We start from the raw sequence: 20,027 nt of genomic DNA, 5'->3' as shown, positions 1-20,027 counted from the left end.
CCTTCTTTGTATTGCTGTTCTGCCTCAGATGGAGCGCGGATGAGGGCCGCGTCAAGGGGTCGCGGCGCAAACTTCGCAGATGCGCGTGCCGACCGCGGCCCCTTGATGCCGGTTCAGAACGCGTCGACCTCGGATCCGGTCTGTGCCGCTGTCTTCAGCAGGTTGAACACATATTGCGCGACGGACCGGAAGCAAACCACGCGGAAGCTGTCCTGCGAGACCATCCAGAAGGCCGCCGGCACCTGCGCAAGACGCGTGCGGCGGATCTCACCGGGGCCGAATTGCGCAGGGGCAAGATCGACAGGCGCGAGTTTCGCGATGACTTCGCGCGCACGGGGGCCCGAGACGTCAAAGATCGCCCGCGCGTCAGACACGTTGACGACCAATGCATGTTCGCCCCCCAGCGCCTTTTGCATGTCCGCAACGCGCTGGCCGGCTTCGGCGTAGGGGCACATCACCAAGAGCTCGTCCGGTGACATCCACGCCAGCGCGGCATCGCCGTCGGTGGTGATCTGGCGGGTGCCGGGCATGGCGACGCCGGCGGCATGGGTGGCGATCTTCTGGATCTTGCGCGCGGAAATATCGCCACGCAGGGTGATCATCCCCGTGGGGATAACTTCGGAAACCGTAGCGATTCCAGTATCGAAGCGGGCGTTGTTCATGGGGGCAACCGGATCAGACATTCTGCTTTGCGCCTTCCTTGTCGTAGAATACCGGATCGACGATCCGCGCCTTGTAGGTCTTGCCGTCGGTGCCGGGGAATTCCAGCACCTCGCCCATGCGGTCGGGGCCGTGCAGCACCAGCCCCATCGCAATCCCCTTTTCGAGGTTCGGCGAATGGTAGCTGGAGGTCACCCGCCCGATCATGGTGCGCTGGCCGTTTTCGTTCGTGCCCTCGCCCACGGCATAGGCGCCGTCCGGCAGGGTCGAGCCGTCGGTCGTCTCCAGCCCCACCAGCTTCCAGCGGTCCGGATCGGCCATGTGGCTGCGCTGCTGGGCGCGCTTGCCGAGGTAGTCGTCTTTCTTTTTCGACAGCGCCCAGTCGAGGCCCAGATCCTGCGGGATCACGGTGCCGTCGGTCTCGTCGCCGATCATGATGAACCCCTTCTCGGCGCGCAGGATATGCAGCGCCTCGGTGCCGTAGGGCATGACACCCAGATCGTTGCCGACCGTCATCAGCGCATCCCAGAACGCCTGTCCCTGCCCCGCATCGACCGCGATCTCGAAGCTGAGTTCGCCCGAGAAGGAAATCCGGTAGACCCGGACCTTGAAGCCGCCCAGCGTGCCATCGGCCCACTCCATGAAGCCCAGAGCCTCGGCGGAGACATCCATGCCGCCCAGCCGCTCCAGCGCGGTACGCGCGTTCGGCCCGACCACGGCGACCTGCGCGTATTGCTCGGTCACATTGGCCACATAGACCTTCCAGTCCCACCATTCGGTCTGGAGCCATTCCTCCATATGGGCGTGGATGCGGTCCGCGCCGCCGGTGGTGGTGTGGCACAGCCATGTGTCGTCGTCGATCCGCGCGACCACGCCATCGTCGATCAGGAAGCCGTTGTCGTTGCACATCAGCCCGTAGCGGCATTTGCCCGGCTTCAGCGTGCTCATCATGTTGGTGTAGAGCATGTCGAGGAACTTGCCCGCGTCAGGCCCTTTGACGATCAGCTTGCCCAGCGTGGAAGCGTCGAGCAGGCCGAGGTTGTCGCGCACGTTCTTGGTCTCGCGCATCACGGCGTCATGGGTGGATTCGCCACCGCGCCTGTAGGCGTAGGGGCGGCGCCAGTGGCCAACCGGTTCCCACTCTGCCCCGTTGGCATCGTGCCAGTCGTGCATCGGCGTGCGGCGCAGGGGCTGGAACACCTCGTCACGCGCCTCGCCGCCGATCGCGCCCATGCTGATGGGGTGATAGGGCGGCCGGAAGGTGGTGGTGCCCACGGCGGGGATGTCTTCATCCAGTGCACCAGCAAGCACCGCGAGCCCGTTGATGTTGCTGAGTTTTCCCTGATCTGTCGCCATGCCCAGCGTGGTGTAGCGCTTGGCGTGTTCGACGGAGACGAAGCCTTCCTGCGCGGCCAGCCGCACGTCCGAGACTTTCACGTCGTTCTGGTAGTCGAGCCACGCTTTCTCGCGCAGCTTGGCACTGGCGCCCTGCGGCATCAGCCAGACCGGTGCCATCAGCGCCTCGCCGGTGACATCGGACTTGGGTGGTTTGGCGTCGCGGGGCAGTTTCATCCCCATGGACCGCACCACGCCGTCGGCGGCGGCAAAGGCATCGTTGAGCACATCGGTCAGCTGGAACAGACCGGAGGCACAGCCGGCGGTGGTGACGAACTGCATGCCGTCGGCACCGGTGGGCGCGTGGTCGGGATGCGGGCTGAAGCACGCATGATCGACGTCCCATGTGAGCTTGCCGCCGCAATGGGACCACAGGTGGACCACCGGCGACCAGCCGCCCGACATCGCCACCGCATCGCAGGCGATCTCCTCGAGAACGCCGCCCTCGCCCGCCTGGCTGCAGACGGCCACGCCGGTGACCCGTTTCGTTCCCTTGACCGAGGAAATCCCGTGGCCCATCAGAACGCGGATCCCCAGCGCCCTTGCCTGGGTCATCAAGGGGCTGTCCTCGGCCAGAACGCGCGCGTCGAGCACGGCAGGCACGTCGAGGCCCGCGTGTTTCAGCGCGATGGCGGTGAGGTAGGCGTCGTCGTTGTTGGTCACCACCACGGTGCGGTCGCCGACGGACACGCCGAAGTTCACCACGTAGTCGCGCACCGCAGCGGCCAGCATCACCCCGGGGATGTCGTTGCCCGCAAAGCTGAGCGGGCGTTCGATCGCCCCTGTCGCCGTGATCACATGGCCGGCGCGGATGCGCCAGAGCCGGTGGCGCGGCCCGTCGGTGTCGGGCGCATGGTCGGTCAGCCGCTCGTAGCCCAGCACATAGCCGTGATCGTAGACCCCGGAGGCCATGGTGCGGGTGCGCAGGGTCACGTTGTCGAGTGCGGCAAGCTGCGCGAGGGTCGCGTCGATCCACTCCTGCACCGGCTTTCCGTCGATCTCTCCACCGTCGACGGGTGCACGGCCGCCCCAATGGGCGGTCTGTTCGACCAGCATCACCCGCGCGCCGGTCAGCGCCGCCGCGCGGGCCGCTTCGAGCCCGGCCACACCGCCGCCCACCACCATCACGTCGCAGAAGGCGTAGAAATGCTCGTAGGTGTCCTCGTCGCGCGCCTTGGGCGCACGGCCCAGACCCGCCGAGTGGCGGATGATCGGTTCGTAGATGTATTTCCAGAAGGGCCGCGGATGGATGAACATCTTGTAATAGAAGCCCGCGGGCAGGAAGCGGCTGAGATGCTTGTTGATCGCACCCACGTCGAATTCGAGGCTGGGCCAGTGGTTCTGGCTTTCGGCGCGCAGCCCGTCGAAGAGTTCGGTGGTCGTGGCGCGGGCGTTGGGTTCGAAGCGGCCTTCGCGTCCGAGGTTCATCAGCGCGTTCGGCTCTTCGGGGCCGGCGGCCACGATGCCGCGGGGGCGGTGGTATTTGAACGACCGGCCCACCAGCATCTGGTCATTGGCCAGCAGCGCCGAGGCGAGCGTGTCGCCCGCGTATCCGGACATGTGTTTGCCGTTGAAGCGGAACTTGACCGGCCTGCTCTTGTCGATCAGGCGGCCACCTGTGGCGAGACGGGTGCTCATGTGCGGGGCTCCGGTGCGTGACGGGGGGACGGGATTGAGTTTATTGGCAAAATGGAGAAGCGCATCAGGCCTTGGCGCTCCATCCGGGGCGGCGGGCCTCGATCCGGTCGAGGATGTCCTGCGGCGGTTCGGTCGTCCGGGCGCTGTAGGTGCCGAAGACCTCGAGCGTGGTGGTGTCGCGGGCCATGTGGAACCATTTTCCGCAACCGTACTGGTGGCGCCAGCGTTCGAAATGCACCCCCTTTGGGTTGGCGCGCATGAAAAGATATTCCTCGACCAGATCGTCCGACGCGCCGACGCTGTGGCGGGTGATATGCGCCTCGCCGTGGGCGTGGAATTCGGTTTCCTCGGCGGTGATGCCGCAACAGGGGCAGGATACGATCAGCATGTCAACGCTCCGCTGGGGGTGGGTCTGGAAGAACGCTGCACGCGCGGCAGCGGGAAGGCGAACGCAGAAAGGCCGGCGTCGGGACCGACGCCAGCCTGCTGCCCTGAGGGCGCGTGCTCGGGGCGCGTTTTATTCGGAGGCAGCGGGTGCCGTGGTGTCGCTGTCAGCGGCCGGTGCGCTGTCGTCCGAGGCAGGAGCGTCGGCTGCGGGCGCATCGCCGCCTTCGGCTGCCGCGCCGGATCCTTCAACGGAGATGTTGACGTCGCCGCCGCCTGCGTCGCCGCTGGTCGGGGTAGCGTCGTCACCGAGGAAGACGAAATACGACAGGGCCGCGAGCACGAGAATGATTGCTGCGACAATGACGGCCATGCCGCCGCCCGATTTCTCGCGGGTGGTTTCGGTGTGAACGTAGCGTTCGGTCGTGGAGTCGGTTTTGTTGGTGTTGTCTGGCTGTGCCATTGGTTTGCTCCGTTGCAAAGGTGTGTTGCAACAGAAACCAACGGGCGCAGGGCACGGTTCCGCGTGCCCTGCCCCGGCCCCAGCGGCATCGGCGCCCTGTCGCCGATGGCTGCGCGAAGATCCGCCATCAGTGCGCCACCCCCGCCGCCACGGATTCGTCGATGAAGCGGCCTTCGGTGAAGCGGTTGAGGCCGAAGGCGTCGGTGAGCGGGGAGCGGCCCTTGGCCATCAGCTCGGCCATGGCCCAGCCGGAGCCGGGGATCGCCTTGAAGCCGCCCGTGCCCCAGCCGCAGTTGATGAAGATGCCGTCCACAGGTGTTTTCGACAGGATCGGGGAGCGGTCGCCGGTGACATCCACGATGCCCCCCCACTGGCGCAGCATCTTGAGGCGCGACACCATCGGGAAGGTTTCGATCAGGGCGCGCACGGTTTCCTCGATATGGTGGAATGACCCGCGCTGGGTATAGTTGTTGTAGCCGTCGGTGCCGCCGCCGATGACCATCTCGCCCTTGTCGGACTGGCTCATGTAGCCGTGGACCGTGTTGGCCATGACGACCACGTCCATGCAGGGTTTGATCGGCTCGGAGACCAGCGCCTGAAGGGCGACGGATTCGATCGGCAGACGGAAGCCCGCCATATCGGCCAGATGGCCCGAGTGGCCTGCGACCACGATGCCGAGCTTGTCGCAGCCGATGTCGCCGCGCGTGGTGCTGACGCCGGTGACCTTGCCACCCTCCTGCCGGATGCCGGTCACTTCGCATTTCTGGATCACGTCCATGCCCATGTCTGAGCAGGCCCGCGCGTAGCCCCATGCGACGGCGTCGTGGCGTGCCGTGCCGCCGCGGGCCTGCCACAGACCGCCCAGCACCGGATAGCGCGGCCCGTCGAGGTTGATGATCGGCACCAGTTCCTTGACCCGCCGGGGCGAGATGAATTCGGTCTTCACACCCTGCAGGGCGTTGGCGTGGGCGGTGCGCTTGTAGCCGCGCACCTCGTGTTCGGTCTGCGCCAGCATGATCACGCCGCGCGGGCTGAACATGACGTTGTAGTTCAGATCCTGGCTCATCGTCTCGTAGAGGCTACGGGATTTCTCGTAGATCGCGGCGGAGGGATCCTGCAGATAGTTCGAACGGATGATCGTGGTGTTCCGGCCCGTGTTGCCGCCGCCGAGCCAGCCCTTTTCAAGGATCGCGACATTGGTGATGCCGAAATTCTTGCCCAGATAGTAGGCGGTCGCCAGACCGTGGCCGCCCGCGCCGATGATGATGGCATCGTAGCGTTTCTTGGGCGCCGCATCGCGCCACGCCCGTGTCCAGCCGGTGTGGTGGCGCATCGCTTCGCGGGCAACGGCAAAGGCGGAATATTTCTTCATCTGAAGTCCCCGGGGATGGCTGGAAAACGGATTCGGGACGCGTGGCCCCTTCAAGGCCCCTTCATGGGGTGTTGGGCAAAAAACGGGCTGCCCGCCGCGACATGACTTATCAATTTTGCGACATGGCTGGCAAGGCGCGCGCTGGGCCTGTGGGCCATTCGTCGCGGCAGGGGTGAATGGGCCTTTTGCCGGGGGGCCGCGCGTATTAGGTACAAAAGAAATTTTTCGGGAGTGGACATGGCGATTTTCTGGGCAATAGTCGTGGCGATGACGCTGATCGTCGGGGGTGTTCTGGCACAGGCGGTGATCCGTGGCGCCGCGCGCACACCCTCCGCACGCGCCTCGTCGGATGCAGCCGTTTACCGCGCACAGCTTGCCGAGGTGGACCGCGATGTCGCACGCGGCGTGATCGACGCCGCCGATGCCGACCGGGTCCACGCCGAAATCGCGCGGCGTCTGATTGCGGCGGACCGCGCGGCCCACGCCGCGCAGACCCGTTCGACGCGCGCGCCGGCCTCGGTCGCGCTGGGGCTGATCGGTCTGGGACTGGCGGGCAGCGTGGGCACCTACCTGTGGCTGGGCGCGCCCGGCTACGGCGACATGGCGCTTCAGGACCGGATCGCCTTTGCCGAGGAAGTGCGCAGCACCCGTCCCGACCAGCAGGTCGCCGAGGCATCCTTGCCGCCCTTCTTGCCGCCCGCCGACCTTGGCGATGATTACCGCCGCCTGCTGACGCAGCTGCGCGAGACGGTGGCCAAGCGCCCGAACGATTTGCAGGGGCACATCCTGCTGGCCCAGCAGGAACGGCGGATCGGTAATTTCAGCGCGGCCAAGGAGGCGCAGCGCCGCGTTGTCGAGATCCGCGCAGAGGATGTAACCGCAGGCGAGCTTGCCGATCTGGGCGAATTGCAGGTGATGGCGGCGGGCGGTTACGTGTCTCCGCAGGCGGAACTGAGCCTGCGCGCGGCGCTGTCGCAGGATCCGCGCAACGGCGTTGCGCGCTATTACTACGGGCTGATGCTGCTGCAAACGGGCCGCCCCGATCAGGCCTTCCGCATCTGGGATCGCCTGCTGCGCGAGGGGCCCGAGGGGGCGCCGTGGGTCCCGCCGATTCTCGCGCAGATCGAAGAGCTCGCGCAGGTGGCGGGGGTGCGCTATACCGTGCCCGCCGTAGGCTCCGCCGCCCCCGGCCCCTCGACCGAAGATATGGAGGCCGCGCAGGACATGTCGCCCGCCGAGCGGATGGAGATGATCGGTGCCATGGTGCAGGGCCTGTCGGACCGACTGGCCACCGAGGGCGGCAGCGCGGAGGACTGGGCCCGGCTGATCACGTCGCTGGGCGTTCTGGGCCGCCAGAGCGAGGCCATCGCGATCCACGCCAATGCGGTCGAGGTTTTCGCGGGCGAGCAAGCCGCGCTGGACGTCATCAACGCTGCGGGCCAGCGCGCGGGTGTCGTCGAATGATCCTCGCCGATATCACCGATTTCGCCGCCGCCCTGCCCCCTTTCCGCGCGGTTGCGGGCCTCGATCTGGGGGAAAAGACAATCGGCGTTGCGGTCAGCGACGGCATGTTGTCGGTTGCCACCCCGCTCGAGACCGTGCGGCGGCGCAAGTTCGGTCAGGACGCGGCGCGGCTGGCCGAGATTTTCGACGACCGAAAGATCGCCGGCGTGGTTCTGGGGCTGCCGCTGAACATGGACGGCAGCGAAGGGCCGCGCTGCCAGTCCACACGCGCCTTTGCGCGCAATTTCGAGCGCCTGCACCCCGACCTGCCCATCGGGTTCTGGGACGAACGCCTGTCCACCGTGGCAGCCGAACGGGCGTTGCTGGAGGCGGATACGTCGCGCAGGCGTCGCGCCGAGGTCATCGACCACGTTGCCGCAAGCTATATCCTGCAAGGTGTGCTGGACCGGTTGCGCGTCTTGCGCGGGGTCTGATCCTCTGCAACAAACGCGAAACGCCCCGAAGCACACCAATCCGCAACGGAACATCACATGAGCGATACTGTCTGGAAACGTGACGAGATCGAAAGCCCCTGCATCAAGATCTGCGTGGTGCATCCCGAAGCGCGCCTGTGTACCGGCTGCCTGCGGTCGATCGACGAGATCGGTGCATGGTCGCGGATGACGCCGGATGCGCGGCGCGCGGTGATGGCGGAATTGCCCGGACGGGCGGAGGCGTTCTCGAAGCGGCGCGGGGGCCGTGCGGCGCGGCTGGCCCGGGGGCGCGCGACGGATTAGGGCGCGACGCGCGCTCAGCTTTCGCGTTTGACCGGTTCGCCGAACATGGCACGCGCGGCACCCTTGCGGGTATGGCGCGGCAGCGACACCACGCCGGGGGCGGCGATATCATTCGCGGCGACAACGCCCTCGCCGCTGGCGAAATCACAAGACGGCACATTCAGCGCGGGATAGGCGGCCCCCGCCATTGAACGGGCATCGAGATACGCAAGGCATCCCATCGGTCCTGTCATGATCTGTAGCATAGCCTGACCCTTCACTTCGCAATGCCCCTCTTTGCCGGGGACGTGATGGGAGAGTGATGCCTTCGCGATCGGGCAACAATATGGCAGCGTGAAGTTTATTGTGCGTCACCGTGAAACGGTGAGCCGACTGCCCGAATTTACGGCAGCGCCAGCCAGGCGTTTGCGCCACCTGCGCATTCGGGGCGAAAGAAGGCCGTGATCCGCCCGTGACCCGCAGGATCCGCGCAAGACGGATCCCAAGGGGCCGTGCCGTGCAACAAAAACGGATGCAACAGCGCGCTCTGCCCGCGTTCAAGCTTCAGCGGCACGGGATCGGCTGCGGCAAGAACCGTGCGGCGGGCGGCCTGATAGGCCTCTGTCAGGTCGCAGCTGGCGACCGGCCCCTGCCCGATTCGCTGGCGCAACGCCTCCTGCATGATCCGGTGGCTGCCCGGCCAGACGACCGTCGGCGCGGCAGCCACCTGCGTCAGCGGCAGCGCGAGGATATAGGCGTGGTATTCCAGCGCGAAGCGGCGCTTTTCCGGCCCCACCGGCAGCAAGCCGTCCACATGGGCCGCCGCACGGTTGCGGCGGAAGCGGTGCGCGGCCTCCGTTTCGGACGGATCGCGGCGCGGGTAGCCGGGATAGACGATGGAAAGCTGTGCGCGGTGCAGGGGCAGCGCTGGCACATCCGCCTGCCACGGCCCGGCGAGCGGGACGCCCGCGACTGCGCCCTGCGCATCGTTGGGCAGCGCATCCACGCCCACGAACCACGTGCCTCCGTGGCGCAGGTTGTCGGGTCCGCGCCAGCGCGGGTCCGCCGCGATGCCGACGGCGACATCATGGGCGGCCCTGGCCCAGCGGTCACAGGCGGGGTCGTATCCGTAGACGCGAAATCCCGCCTCGGGTGTCATCCCATCACGGCCTTGCGCAGCATGTTCAGCGCCACGAGAATCAGGAAGACCGCGAACACGCGCTTGAGCGGCGTGGGGTCCATCGCATGGGCAAGCCGCGCGCCCAGCGGCGCGGTCACCAGCGTCATGGCGATGACAAGTACGAAGGCCACGAGGTTGACCGCACCGATGGTGAAGGGCGGTCTGTTTGCGGGATCGATCTCGACCAGCAGGAAACCGATCACCGACGGTACGGCGATCAGCACGCCGAAGCCTGCGGCCGTTGCCACGGCACGGTGGATCGGGGTGTTGTAGAGGCTCATCAGCGGGACGCCGAAGCTGCCACCGCCGATGCCCATCAGCACCGAGAGGAACCCGACACCCGGCGACAGCGCTGCGCGGGCCACGCCGCGCGGCATTTCCTGACCCAGCCGCCAGTGACTGCGTCCGAACCCCATGTAAAGCCCGACAACCAGCGCCAGCCCCCCGAAGATCGCCTGCAACACGGTCGAGCGCAGACCGGCCACCACCAGCATCCCGATCACCGCACCGATCACGATTCCCGGGGCCCAGCCGCGCAGGATCTGCCAATCGACAGCACCCTTCTTGTTGTGCGAATGGACCGACCGCAGGGAGGTCACGATAATCGTCGCCAGCGACGTGGCGAGGCAGATCTGCATCAACTCGGGGCTGTCGTATCCCATGGTCTGGAAGGCATAGAAGAACGCGGGCACCAGCACGATACCGCCCCCCACGCCCAGCAGCCCTGCCAGAACGCCCGCAAAGGCTCCGATCAGCAGGAGAAGCGCCCCCATCTGGATCAACAAAACGGTTTCGGGCATCGCGGGTCTCCTGCGTGGACAATGTTGGCCGCGTTCCTACACGGCCTGCATTGGATCCGCCATAGCGCTCAGCGATGTTACCGCTGCCAAAGCTTCGCGGACCAGATCGGTGCCCGCACCGTCGCGGTGGGCGCCTTCGGACAGGACCCGCCGCCACGCCCGCGCACCCGGACGCCCCGCGAAAAGGCCCAGCATGTGGCGCGTGACCTGCCCCAGTTTGCCGCCCTGCGACAGATGCGCTTCGATATAGGGCAGCATCCGTTCGACCGTGGCTTCGGGCGTGGTGTCGGCCTCCGGCCCTGCGCCGAAGATCCGGCGGTCCGCCGTGCACAGGATATCGGCGGGCTGGTGATAGGCGGCGCGCCCGACCATCACGCCGTCCAGACCGCTGTCCAGCAGCGCCTCGACCTGATCGAGCGATGTGATGCCGCCATTGATCGAGAGATGCAGGTTGGGAAACAGTTCCTTCATCCGCTGCACGAGTGGGTAGTCGAGCGGCGGAATATCGCGGTTTTCCTTCGGGCTCAGCCCGTCGAGCCATGCCTTGCGCGCGTGGATCGTCATCCGCTCGACCCCCGCGCCGACCATCCGCGAGAGGAATTCGGGCAGCACGTCTTCGGGCGTCTGGTCGTCCACGCCGATGCGGCATTTGACGGTCACATCCACCTCGACCGCGCGGCGCATCGCGGTGACACAGCGCGCGACAAGTGCCGGATCCTTCATCAGAACCGCCCCGAAGGCGCCCGATTGCACGCGGTCGGACGGGCAGCCGACGTTGAGGTTGATCTCGTCATACCCGGCGGCCGCCCCCAGACGCGCGGCCTCGGCCAGTTCGGCAGGGTCCGAACCGCCGAGTTGCAGGGCCACGGGATGCTCCGAGGGGTCATGGTCAAGCAGATGCAGCGCGCCGCCGCGCACCAGCGCGGGCGCGGTGACCATCTCGGTGTAGAGCAAGGCATGCCCGCTCATGAGCCGGTGCAGATACCGGCAATGGCGGTCGGTCCAGTCCATCATCGGCGCGACGGACAATCTGGCGTGTTGGTTCAGTTGCATCTTTTGTATCTTCAAACTGTTGGCTTCGGGCTTTGCACCGCTGGAATACGCGCTGATATCCCCGAATTTGCCCCTCTGCGACCACTCATTGCACATATGAGCCGCAGACAAAAATGGCCACCATCCCCGAGCATCCTTCCGGTGCGCACCGGGGCCGGATCAGGCGAACGGGTGGCTCACGCGCGCGAGACGGCCCGAAGCCGGGTCAATCAGGGGCTGGCGCCTGCAAGCACGTCCGTTTCCCGCCACCGGGGCTTTGGCGACCTCATCGCCCCTCCTATAGCCAATATAAGCGAGGCAGGGAAACCGCCGCGTCGCGGGCCAAGGCCTCACCGTGTGAAAAGCGACAGGCCATCGGCCCTAGGTGCCCATCCTCGCGTGGAGCCGCGAGCCCGTTGCAAACGAAACTGCGGGCCGTAAATGGTCTCAGGCACGGAGGTTCAATTGTTTATTCCTGAAATCGGTAAGAGTGACAGCTGCACCCTCGTTCACAATCATGATCTTACGACGCGTAGTGCGGTCGAACTCGCAGCACCGTTCACCCGTCCGCGAGTGGTGTAGGGCAAACTCAATCTGCCGAAAGAAATCAGCCGCATCGAGGTCTACTTTGAGGTTCGCGGGCAAGAGCTGGACGATACTGTCGAGAGACTTTTGACCGCCGAAGCGCCCGGCTGTGACGGTGTAACCTTCTTCCGAGGCTTAGAATTCATCGTGCAGGATGCGAGCTGGGATGGGCGTGTCCGTCCCGACAAAGGTGCTCGACCGGATTGGCGAGGACAAGGTTTACACGCAGCTCTCCCCTTATCGCTACTACGACATCTACGGGGACAAGTGGCACATCCCTTTGAGGAATCCGATATCGTCCGGCACACCGCAATGCGTGGAGGCTTTGCGAAATCACGCGATCGACACAGGAAGACACGCTGCACAGGGCTGCGGCCAAGCGACTGAAATCATTGCCACCCTCCATACATCATCGGGTGAAGAGGAAGAGTGGCTCAAGCACCTTTCCGACCGCCTCGTTATGGACCTGACGGTCCTTCGCAGACGATGAGACAGCACGCTTGTTCGCCTACCTCACGCGCTGACCGCATCAAGTACTGGCAGGACAGACGCAGCAGCCTTTGCAGCATGCCGGTCTTTCGGAAGGCTGATCAGAAGCAGCCCACAGCCCCTGATCTGCGCCGCCGCAATATCGCGGGCCAGATCGCCTAGGTTCGTCTCAACCATGGTTTGCGTGGGTTTGGAGACGTTTGCAGCGACGGTGACTGGTGTGGCTGGCGAAATCCCCCCGTCCTGTAAATTCCGCGAAATCTCGCCCGCGCGCCCCATGGCCATGTAGAACACCAGCGTCGTTCCGGCCTGCGCATGGCTGCGCCACTCCGGCAGCGCGTCACCCGGGCGGGTCTGCCCGGTGCAAAAGACCACCTTGTCCGTCTGCCCCCGCACCGTCAGGGGCCGCTGGAGCATGGCGGACGCGGCGCTGGCTGCGGTCACGCCGGGGACGACTTCGATGGGAATGCCCGCACCGTTTGCCGCTTCTAGCTCTTCCGCCGCGCGCCCGAACAGCATCGGGTCGCCCGACTTCAGGCGCACCACGCGCTTGCCCTGTTTGGCTGCCGCGACGATGACCTCGCAGATGCGGTCTTGCGGCCATGTGCTGGCGCCCACGACCTTGCCGACAAAGACCCGCTCTGCATCCCTTCGTGCCAGTTCCAGCACATCGGCATCGACCAGCCGGTCGTAGAAGATGATATCGGCCTCCTGCAGGCGCTCGACCGCGCGGAGGGTCAGCAGGTCGCGGGCACCGGGCCCCGCGCCCACCAATGCGATGGCACCCTGCGTCTTGCCTGACGGCGCGCCCCCTGCCCGGATCGCCTCCTTGAGCATCTTCGCCGCACCGCGCTGCGCGCCGCGCTTGTGCGCCTCCCACGGGGCGCCTTTGAACGCCCAGCCCCAGAACGCCCGCCGCGCCGCGCGTGGCACATGCTGCGCGACGGCACCGCGCATGCGCCCTGCGAGGGCCGCAAAGGCGCCAAGGCTCGGGTCCAGCATCTGTTCGACCTGTGTCTTGATGGTGCGGGCCAGTACGGGGGCCGTACCTTCGGTGCCGATCGCCACCACGACCGGGTCGCGATCCACCAGGGACGGGGTGGTGATATCGCACAGGTCCGGCTGATCGACCACATTCACCGGCACGCGAGCGGCCTTGGCAATGGCGTGCAGGCTCGCGTCGATGCCGGGGCAACCGCTGCCGATGAACACCATCGCGGCCCCCGCCAAGCTGTCGGCGCTGATCGGTCCGGTCACATGCGCCGCGCGCCCCTCGGACACGAGACCCTGCAACTCATCATCCAGCGTCTCCGCCAGAAGCACGATCTGCGCATCGGTCTTGAGCATCAGCCGCGCCTTTTGCGCCGCCTGTTCGCCCCCGCCCGCGATGACAACGCGGCGGCCGGTCGTTTTGATGAACATCGGGAAACTTTTCATACGCTGTCCTTCATGCGGCCCGCGCCCGGTGACGGGTGGCCCAAAGCGTTTCAGCCAAATGGTCGGGCGCATCTGCCCCAAGGGTATGCAGGGCAAGCGAGGTGGTCCCAAGGATCACAGCGCGCGCGAAATCAGTGTCGATCCGGCCGGCCCACATCGCGGCAAGGTCAGAGAGGTCTTCATCTGTGTCGGCCAGGCGACGGACCTCCTGATGCGTCGCGCCAAAACCCTCTTGCCAAGCGCGCCCTGCGCGCAGACCAAAGGCCTGCAGGTTCTTGCTCGGGTGCCGCTCGAATTCGCCACCGCCGCCCTTGATCACGCTCAGGTTTGTCTGGCCCAGCAAGGCACAGGCATCGGCCTGCACTTCGCGGTAGGAGGGGTGGAAGACACCCTGCACCGAGCTTGATGCATCGAACGGATTGAGCAGGCGCAAAACGGTGTTGATACAGGATCTTAGCCCCAGAACCTCACGCAGGCGGAGAAGGTCGAACAGCCGGGGTGACAGCGCCTCCAGCGGGACATAGGCGATCCCATCCGCTGAAAGGGCTGCCTGCGTCCTCTTCGCGTCAGACGTCATCGCGATGCCCAATTCGGCACAGCCCCGGCGGACATCGGCATTGCTGCCCTGATGCGAATTCCAGCCGTGCAGGACAACGGGATAGCCCGCCCTTGCCACCAGCTTCGCGCTCAGCAGAAACCACGGCAGGCCGCGTGTCCGACCGGCGGCATAGCTTGGCCAATCAAGCGCCGGTGTGACTGCGGCCCAACCGATTTCGGCCCGCGCTGCGCTGACGAAGCCCGCCAGTTCCGCGGCGGTTTCGCCCTTCATCCGCAGCAGCATCAGCATCGCGCCCACCGCTTCAGGGGCCGCCTGCCCTGACAGGATCACCTGCATCGCCTCTGACGCTTCATCCATCGTCAGCGACCGCGACCGCCCCGGCCCACGCCCGAGGATCTGCACGAAGGGGGCAAGGGTCATTCCGCGGCCTCCTGCGTTTGGCTGGCGCGCAGAAGCACCGCCAGTTCCGGCCTGCAAGAGCCGCAGTTCGTGCCCGCCTGTAGTGCCGCGCCGATCGCGTCGACCGTTGCCAACTGCCGCTCCTCTATCGCGGCCAGGATCGTATTCACGCCGACGCCAAAGCATGAGCACAGGATCGGCCCGGGGTCAGGCTGATCCACGGGCGCGCGGCCCGTGATCGCGGCGTCGGGCAGCCCGGCAAGGTAGTCGCGCATGACGGCCACAGGCTTGGCGGACACGAACAATGCCGCCTCAAGGCCGTTTTCCCCGGTCAGAACTGCACGAAAGCTGCCGCCTTGTTTGTCTTCGAGCGTTTGCAGGGTGCCGCCGGTCTGCCCGAACATCCGCCGCGCGGCCTGTTCCCAATCGGCGGGCCTGTCCAGCCCGGCCAACTCGCACCGCCAGCCCTTGGCTGTCGGTGTTTTCGCCCAATAGGCGCTGTCCGCCAGGATCGGCCCCCGCGACACCGCAAAGCCGTACCATTGCGCCCTGAACGCCTCCACCGCCACGGCGGCGGCCTTGCTTTCGGGCTGTCCCGAGACCGGATCGAAAGCACCCGGCACCAGCATATCGATCCGCCCGCTTGGCGCGGTTTCGCCGGTCCAGTGGATCGGCGCAAAGAGCTGACCGGGCTTCACGCGATCCGTGATCAGGGCCCGCAGAATGGCGCTGCCGGTCGCGTTATGCACGCGCACCAGCCCCGCCGGATCGATGCCAATCGCGCTGGCGTCGCTGGGGTGAATTTCAAGAAACGGCTCCGAGAGATGCGCCGCAAGCCGGACGGATTTTCCCGTGCGCGTCATCGTGTGCCACTGGTCGCGTGTCCGGCCTGTGTTCAGGCGATAGGGAAAGTCGGGCGTGACGGGGGCCGCCATCGCGCGGGGGTGCAGCGGCAGCATCCGCGCCTTGCCGTTGGGGGTGAAGAACCCGCCATCCGCGAAAAAACGCCCGCCCTTTCTGGCCGCGAACGGCCAACGAAAAGGGGCAAGGCGCGCGTAATCCGCGTCCGACAGTTCCGCCATGCCCGAGATATCGAAATCGCGCCCAAAACCACCCGCGATGCCGGACAAAGCCGCATGTTCGCGGAAAATCTGCGCGGGGCCGTCATAGTCAAAGGCCTTGTGCCACCCCATGCGACGGCCCACTTCGGCAAGGATCGCCCAGTCGGGCCGCGCCTGTGCGGGCGGCGGCAGAACGGCACGTTGGCGGCTGATCGTGCGATCCGAATTGGTTACGGTTCCGTCCTTTTCGGCCCAGGCCGTCGCGGGCAGCAGCACGTCGGCCAGCCGCGCGGTATCGGTCTGGCCGGTGATGTCCGACACCACGGTAAAATCGCATCCCGCTATCGCCGCCGCGACGGCATTCACGTCAGGCATCGACACGGCGGGGTTGGTGTGGATGATCCACAGCGCCTTGATATCGCCGCGCGCGACGGCGCGGAACATCTCGACCGCCTTGAGGCCCGCGGCCTCCGGCATCTGCGGCGCGTCCCAGAACAGGCGGACCGCATGGCGGTGGGCCGGGTTTTCCAGATCAAGGTGGCAGGCCAGCATATTGGCCAAACCGCCCACTTCGCGCCCGCCCATCGCATTGGGCTGCCCGGTCACCGAAAACGGGCCCGCGCCGGGCTTGCCGATCCGTCCGGTCGCAAGGTGGCAGTTGAGGATCGCGTTGACCTTGTCACTGCCGGAGGTGGACTGGTTCACCCCTTGGCTGAAGACGGTCACGACCTTTTCGGTGGAGAGCCACAGCGAGACGAAGGCCGCAAGATCGGCGTCAGACAGCCCCGTCTGTGACACATCGCTGGCGCGCGCGGCGCGGATGGCTTCGGGGAACCCGTCAACATGCGCCGCGACATAGTCGGCATCCAAGGCACCCTGCGCCTCGATCTGTGTCAGCAAATGGTTGAACAGCGCCACGTCGCTGCCGGGCTGGAGGGCCAGATGCAGGTCGGCCCCGTCACAGCTTGCCGTGCGGCGGGGGTCAATCACGACGATCTTCATCTGCGGACGCTTGGCTTTGGCCGCCAAGATCCGTTGATAAAGGACCGGATGACACCACGCGAGGTTCGATCCGGTCAGCACGATCAGATCGGCCAGTTCAAGGTCTTCGTAGGTGCCCGGCACCGTGTCGGTGCCGAAGGCCCGTTTGTGCCCCGCCACGGTGGAGGCCATGCAAAGCCTTGAATTCGTGTCGATATTCGCCGTGCCCATAAACCCTTTGGCCAGCTTGTTGGCGATGTAATAATCCTCGGTCAGCATCTGACCCGAGACATAAAGCGCCACGCTGTCAGGCCCGTGTTCGGCGATGGTCCGGGAAAACCGGTCCGCCACCAATTGCAGCGCATCGTCCCACTCTGCCTCAGCGCCATTCACCAACGGGGCCGTCAGCCGCCCGTCCAGCCCCACGGTCTCGCCCAGGGCCAGCCCCTTGGAGCACAGCCGCCCGAAGTTTGCCGGATGATCCGGATCGCCCCGCACGTCCAGCCCGCCGTCTTTCGTCGCCCGCAGCAAGACACCGCAGCCGACCCCGCAATAGGGGCAGGTCGAGCGGGTTTCTGGCACGCCGGACCCGTCCATCAGGCGGCACTTCTTTTGGCCAGCGCCGCACCATCGAGCATCAGCCGCCCGGCCTCCAGCCGCAATGGGTAGGTCTGGATGTGCCCCTGATCCGCGCCCTGCGCGTCGCCGGTTTCCAGCGAAAAGACCCAGTTGTGCAGCGGGCATGTGACCTGCTTGCCGTGGATGATCCCTTCGCTGAGCGGCCCGCCCTTGTGCGGACAGGTGTCTGAGGCGGCAAAAACCTCCTCCGGCCCGGTCCGGAACAACGCCACACAGCCCTGCACGGTCTTGACCAGGCGCGCTCCGCGCAACGGAATATCGTCGATATGTCCTACGTCGATCCAGCTCATTCTGCGGCCTCCAGTGTCAGATCGGCAAGGGGCTGGTATTTGTCCGCCTGAACGGCATGTTCGGCCCATGGATCCTTGCGGTAGATGGATTGTGACAGCTCGAAACGCGCGATCAGAGCGGCGCGGTTTTCCAGATCATCGACGACCTGCTCCTTGACCCAATCAAGGCCGACTTTCGCGACCCACTTGTAGCCACGGTCCAGATATTTGGCATTCTCGCGGTAAAGCTGGATAAAGGCGGTGGTCAGTTCGATCGCCTCGGCTTCCGTCGCGACCTTGCCCAGCAATTCGGTTTCGCGCACGTCCATGCCCGCAGCACCGGCAACCGACACCTCATAGCCCGAGTCGACGCATACGATGCCGACGTCCTTGCAGGTGGCCTCCGCGCAGTTGCGCGGACAGCCCGACACGCCGAGCTTGACCTTATGCGGCGTCCATGACCCCCACAGCAGTTTTTCCAGCTTGATGCCAAGCCCCGTGCTATCTTGGGTCCCGAACCGGCAGTGGTCCTTGCCGACGCAGGTTTTGACGGTGCGCAGGCCCTTGGAATAGGCGTGACCGGACACCATGCCCGCCTGGTTCAGATCGTACCAGATCGCGGGCAGGTCTTCCTTGCGCACGCCCAAAAGGTCGATCCGCTGGCCGCCTGTCACCTTGACCGTGGGCACGTTGTATTTGTCGGCGGCATCCGCAATCGCCCGCAGTTCATTGGCGGTGGTGATCCCGCCCCACATGCGCGGCACGACGGAATAGGTGCCGTCCTTCTGGATGTTGGCGTGGTTGCGTTCATTCACAAACCGGCTTTGCGGGTCGTCGCGATACTCCAGCGGCCAATCGGCCAGCAGGTAGTAGTTGATCGCCGGGCGGCAGACGTGGCAGCCATTGGGTGTTTTCCAACTCAACTGCTGCCAGACCGCGTCTTGTGATTTCAGCTCCTGGCTTTTGATCAGCCGGCGCACGTCTTCGTGGGTCAGATCGGTGCAGCCGCAAATCGAAGCGGCGGCAGGCATCTGGAACGCATCGCCAAGCGTGACCGCCATGACCTGCTCCACCAGCCCGGTGCAGGTCCCGCAGGATCCGCTGGCCTTGGTCTGCGCCCGCACTTCGGCAAGTGTTGTGGCGCCAGCTTCGATGGCCTCCACGATCCGGCCTTTGCACACGCCGTTGCAACCACAGATCTCTGTGTCAGCCGGCAAGGCTGCAACGGCTTGCATGGGGTCCACGGAGGCCCCCTGCATGTTCGGCCCGAAGATCAGCGTCTCGCGCATCTCCGAGATATCGGTCTTGTCGCGGATCAGGCCGAAGAACCAGCTGCTGTCGGTGGTATCGCCATAGAACACGGCCCCGATGACCCGGTTGCTTTCGATGACCAGCCGCTTGTAGACACCGCGTGCGGGATCGCGAAACACGATGTCCTCGCGCCCTTCGCCATCGACAAAATCGCCCGCGCTGAACAGATCGCAGCCTGTGACCTTGAGCTTGGTCGACAGCTCCTTTTGCACGAAGGACGCCCCTTGGCCCATCAGGGTTTTCGCCGCGACCGTTGCCTGATCGTAAAGCGGCGCAACAAGCCCAAAGATCGCTCCGTCATGTTCAACACACTCGCCAACGGCAAGAATATCCGCGTCCGAAGTCACCATCTGGTCGTCCACATGAATGCCGCGCCCGACGGCCAGCCCGCTCTCCTTGGCCAAAGCCGTATTGGGGCGGATGCCCACGGCCATGACCAGAAGATCGCAGGGCAGTTCGGTGCCATCATCCAGCAAGAGCGCCTTTACCTTGCCGTTTTCACCCAGGATTTCCTTGGAATTCGCACCGCATTTGATGGTGATGCCCTTGTCGACCAGGGCGCGGCGCAGAAGATACCCCGCCGCCTCGTCCAGCTGCCGCTCCATCAGGTGGCCAGCGATATGCACGACCGTTACATCCACCCCGCGCAGCCGCAGACCCGCCGCGGCCTCCAGCCCCAACAATCCGCCGCCGATGACGACAACCTTGGCCTCCGGGTTGCCCGCGATGTCGATCATGCGGTTGGTGTCTTCCAGATCGCGGTAGGCGATGACGCCGTCCAGATCGTGGCCGGGCAGAGGGATCATGAAAGGGTTCGATCCGCTGGCGATCACCAGCTTGTCGTAGGCGACTGTGCCCTGTTCACCCGTCACTGTTTTCGCCGCGCGGTCAATCGCGATGACCCGTTCGCCAAAGCGGCAGGTCACGCCCTTGTCTTCGTACCAGGCGGCATCGTGGGTGACGATCTCGGCGTATGATTTCTCGCCCGACAGGACGGGCGACAGCATGATGCGGTTGTAGTTGCCGCGCGGTTCGGCGTTGAACAGGGTCACGTCCCAGGCATCGGGCGCGCCTTCGGTGAGGTTTTCGAGCATCCGGCCGGACGCCATCCCTGCCCCGATCACCACGAGTTTCTGTTTTGTCATTGTGTCGAT

Annotated in this window: 18 protein-coding genes; 4 read left to right on the top strand and 14 right to left on the bottom strand. The window is 65.6% G+C overall.

Annotated elements, in window-relative coordinates; translation table 11 throughout:
• Positions 1-113: 113 nt before the first annotated feature.
• The 5 genes from ABMC89_RS01875 to ABMC89_RS01855 all read right to left on the bottom strand — a co-directional run bounded on the left by ABMC89_RS01875 (position 114) and on the right by ABMC89_RS01855 (position 5,912).
• On the bottom strand, positions 114-683 hold the full coding sequence (locus tag ABMC89_RS01875) for a sarcosine oxidase subunit gamma (RefSeq protein WP_349564618.1): 570 nt from the start codon (positions 681-683) through the stop codon (positions 114-116).
• Complete coding sequence (locus tag ABMC89_RS01870; RefSeq protein ID WP_349564616.1) at positions 676-3,693, bottom strand: sarcosine oxidase subunit alpha family protein; 3,018 nt, start codon at positions 3,691-3,693, stop codon at positions 676-678. The genes ABMC89_RS01875 and ABMC89_RS01870 overlap by 8 nt, the downstream gene beginning before the upstream one ends.
• 64 nt (positions 3,694-3,757) lie before the next feature.
• Positions 3,758-4,081 (bottom strand): sarcosine oxidase subunit delta, encoded by a 324-nt coding sequence (locus ABMC89_RS01865; protein WP_349564614.1) that lies wholly within the window; start codon positions 4,079-4,081, stop codon positions 3,758-3,760.
• 129 nt (positions 4,082-4,210) lie between these two features.
• Positions 4,211-4,540 carry a hypothetical protein gene (locus ABMC89_RS01860; RefSeq protein ID WP_349564612.1) on the bottom strand — a complete coding sequence of 110 codons (330 nt, stop codon included), beginning with the start codon at positions 4,538-4,540 and terminating at the stop codon, positions 4,211-4,213.
• A gap of 127 nt (positions 4,541-4,667) precedes the next feature.
• Positions 4,668-5,912, bottom strand: a complete 1,245-nt coding sequence (locus tag ABMC89_RS01855) for a sarcosine oxidase subunit beta family protein (protein ID WP_349564610.1) — start codon at positions 5,910-5,912, stop codon at positions 4,668-4,670.
• A gap of 237 nt (positions 5,913-6,149) precedes the next feature.
• On the opposite strand from ABMC89_RS01855, the gene ccmI reads away from it, so the two are divergent.
• The 3 genes from ccmI to ABMC89_RS01840 are packed head-to-tail and all read left to right on the top strand — an operon-like array spanning position 6,150 to position 8,152.
• Positions 6,150-7,376 (top strand): c-type cytochrome biogenesis protein CcmI, encoded by a 1,227-nt coding sequence (ccmI, locus tag ABMC89_RS01850; RefSeq protein ID WP_349564608.1) that lies wholly within the window; start codon positions 6,150-6,152, stop codon positions 7,374-7,376.
• Complete coding sequence (gene ruvX / locus ABMC89_RS01845) at positions 7,373-7,849, top strand: Holliday junction resolvase RuvX (RefSeq protein WP_349564606.1); 477 nt, start codon at positions 7,373-7,375, stop codon at positions 7,847-7,849. The genes ccmI and ruvX overlap by 4 nt, the downstream gene beginning before the upstream one ends.
• Positions 7,850-7,906: 57 nt before the next feature.
• Positions 7,907-8,152 carry a DUF1289 domain-containing protein gene (locus tag ABMC89_RS01840; RefSeq protein ID WP_349564604.1) on the top strand — a complete coding sequence of 82 codons (246 nt, stop codon included), beginning with the start codon at positions 7,907-7,909 and terminating at the stop codon, positions 8,150-8,152.
• Positions 8,153-8,166: 14 nt separating this feature from the next.
• Here ABMC89_RS01840 and ABMC89_RS01835 read toward each other — a convergent pair whose 3' ends face one another.
• The 4 genes from ABMC89_RS01835 to dusA all read right to left on the bottom strand — a co-directional run bounded on the left by ABMC89_RS01835 (position 8,167) and on the right by dusA (position 11,164).
• Positions 8,167-8,397: a hypothetical protein gene (locus tag ABMC89_RS01835; RefSeq protein WP_349564602.1), complete on the bottom strand. Its 231-nt coding sequence runs from the start codon at positions 8,395-8,397 to the stop codon at positions 8,167-8,169.
• Between the two features lie 137 nt (positions 8,398-8,534).
• Positions 8,535-9,290 (bottom strand): hypothetical protein, encoded by a 756-nt coding sequence (locus tag ABMC89_RS01830; protein WP_349564600.1) that lies wholly within the window; start codon positions 9,288-9,290, stop codon positions 8,535-8,537.
• On the bottom strand, positions 9,287-10,111 hold the full coding sequence (locus tag ABMC89_RS01825; RefSeq protein ID WP_349564598.1) for a sulfite exporter TauE/SafE family protein: 825 nt from the start codon (positions 10,109-10,111) through the stop codon (positions 9,287-9,289). Before ABMC89_RS01825 ends, ABMC89_RS01830 begins: the two co-directional genes overlap by 4 nt.
• A gap of 36 nt (positions 10,112-10,147) precedes the next feature.
• Positions 10,148-11,164 (bottom strand): tRNA dihydrouridine(20/20a) synthase DusA, encoded by a 1,017-nt coding sequence (gene dusA, locus ABMC89_RS01820; protein ID WP_349564596.1) that lies wholly within the window; start codon positions 11,162-11,164, stop codon positions 10,148-10,150.
• Between the two features lie 730 nt (positions 11,165-11,894).
• On the opposite strand from dusA, the gene ABMC89_RS01815 reads away from it, so the two are divergent.
• A complete protein-coding gene (locus tag ABMC89_RS01815) occupies positions 11,895-12,218 on the top strand; it encodes a hypothetical protein (RefSeq protein WP_349564594.1) in 324 nt (107 codons plus the stop codon).
• 23 nt (positions 12,219-12,241) lie between these two features.
• Here ABMC89_RS01815 and cysG read toward each other — a convergent pair whose 3' ends face one another.
• The 5 genes from cysG to nirB are packed head-to-tail and all read right to left on the bottom strand — an operon-like array spanning position 12,242 to position 20,018.
• Positions 12,242-13,654, bottom strand: a complete 1,413-nt coding sequence (gene cysG, locus ABMC89_RS01810) for a siroheme synthase CysG (protein WP_349564592.1) — start codon at positions 13,652-13,654, stop codon at positions 12,242-12,244.
• 10 nt (positions 13,655-13,664) lie between these two features.
• On the bottom strand, positions 13,665-14,633 hold the full coding sequence (locus ABMC89_RS01805; RefSeq protein WP_349564590.1) for a glycosyl transferase family protein: 969 nt from the start codon (positions 14,631-14,633) through the stop codon (positions 13,665-13,667).
• The gene (locus ABMC89_RS01800) at positions 14,630-17,251 is read right to left on the bottom strand and encodes a molybdopterin-dependent oxidoreductase (protein WP_349564588.1); all 2,622 of its coding nucleotides are present in this window, start codon (positions 17,249-17,251) and stop codon (positions 14,630-14,632) included. The genes ABMC89_RS01805 and ABMC89_RS01800 overlap by 4 nt, the downstream gene beginning before the upstream one ends.
• A complete protein-coding gene (gene nirD / locus ABMC89_RS01795) occupies positions 17,251-17,583 on the bottom strand; it encodes a nitrite reductase small subunit NirD (RefSeq protein WP_349564586.1) in 333 nt (110 codons plus the stop codon). Before nirD ends, ABMC89_RS01800 begins: the two co-directional genes overlap by 1 nt.
• Positions 17,580-20,018 carry a nitrite reductase large subunit NirB gene (gene nirB / locus ABMC89_RS01790; protein ID WP_349564584.1) on the bottom strand — a complete coding sequence of 813 codons (2,439 nt, stop codon included), beginning with the start codon at positions 20,016-20,018 and terminating at the stop codon, positions 17,580-17,582. The genes nirD and nirB overlap by 4 nt, the downstream gene beginning before the upstream one ends.
• Between the last annotated feature and the right edge of the window lie 9 nt (positions 20,019-20,027).

It is taken from the genome of Sulfitobacter sp. HNIBRBA3233 (assembly GCF_040149665.1).
GTDB lineage: Bacteria > Pseudomonadota > Alphaproteobacteria > Rhodobacterales > Rhodobacteraceae > Sulfitobacter > Sulfitobacter marinivivus.
The sequence above is the reverse complement of the archived record's forward strand: the minus strand, read 5'-3'. Positions and strand labels throughout refer to the sequence as shown.

What these genes read in the sequence shown, in the direction of transcription:
- ABMC89_RS01855 (WP_349564610.1), bottom strand. Translation starts at nt 5,912, where the DNA reads ATGAAGAAATATTCCGCCTTTGCCGTTGCCCGCGAAGCGATGCGCCAC.
- cysG (WP_349564592.1), bottom strand. Translation starts at nt 13,654, where the DNA reads ATGAAAAGTTTCCCGATGTTCATCAAAACGACCGGCCGCCGCGTTGTC.
- dusA (WP_349564596.1), bottom strand. Translation starts at nt 11,164, where the DNA reads ATGCAACTGAACCAACACGCCAGATTGTCCGTCGCGCCGATGATGGAC.
- ABMC89_RS01815 (WP_349564594.1), top strand. Translation starts at nt 11,895, where the DNA reads ATGGGCGTGTCCGTCCCGACAAAGGTGCTCGACCGGATTGGCGAGGAC.
- ABMC89_RS01870 (WP_349564616.1), bottom strand. Translation starts at nt 3,693, where the DNA reads ATGAGCACCCGTCTCGCCACAGGTGGCCGCCTGATCGACAAGAGCAGG.
- ABMC89_RS01835 (WP_349564602.1), bottom strand. Translation starts at nt 8,397, where the DNA reads ATGCTACAGATCATGACAGGACCGATGGGATGCCTTGCGTATCTCGAT.
- ABMC89_RS01860 (WP_349564612.1), bottom strand. Translation starts at nt 4,540, where the DNA reads ATGGCACAGCCAGACAACACCAACAAAACCGACTCCACGACCGAACGC.
- ABMC89_RS01800 (WP_349564588.1), bottom strand. Translation starts at nt 17,251, where the DNA reads ATGGACGGGTCCGGCGTGCCAGAAACCCGCTCGACCTGCCCCTATTGC.
- ABMC89_RS01865 (WP_349564614.1), bottom strand. Translation starts at nt 4,081, where the DNA reads ATGCTGATCGTATCCTGCCCCTGTTGCGGCATCACCGCCGAGGAAACC.
- ruvX (WP_349564606.1), top strand. Translation starts at nt 7,373, where the DNA reads ATGATCCTCGCCGATATCACCGATTTCGCCGCCGCCCTGCCCCCTTTC.
- ABMC89_RS01840 (WP_349564604.1), top strand. Translation starts at nt 7,907, where the DNA reads ATGAGCGATACTGTCTGGAAACGTGACGAGATCGAAAGCCCCTGCATC.
- ccmI (WP_349564608.1), top strand. Translation starts at nt 6,150, where the DNA reads ATGGCGATTTTCTGGGCAATAGTCGTGGCGATGACGCTGATCGTCGGG.
- nirD (WP_349564586.1), bottom strand. Translation starts at nt 17,583, where the DNA reads ATGAGCTGGATCGACGTAGGACATATCGACGATATTCCGTTGCGCGGA.
- nirB (WP_349564584.1), bottom strand. Translation starts at nt 20,018, where the DNA reads ATGACAAAACAGAAACTCGTGGTGATCGGGGCAGGGATGGCGTCCGGC.
- ABMC89_RS01825 (WP_349564598.1), bottom strand. Translation starts at nt 10,111, where the DNA reads ATGCCCGAAACCGTTTTGTTGATCCAGATGGGGGCGCTTCTCCTGCTG.
- ABMC89_RS01875 (WP_349564618.1), bottom strand. Translation starts at nt 683, where the DNA reads ATGTCTGATCCGGTTGCCCCCATGAACAACGCCCGCTTCGATACTGGA.
- ABMC89_RS01830 (WP_349564600.1), bottom strand. Translation starts at nt 9,290, where the DNA reads ATGACACCCGAGGCGGGATTTCGCGTCTACGGATACGACCCCGCCTGT.
- ABMC89_RS01805 (WP_349564590.1), bottom strand. Translation starts at nt 14,633, where the DNA reads ATGACCCTTGCCCCCTTCGTGCAGATCCTCGGGCGTGGGCCGGGGCGG.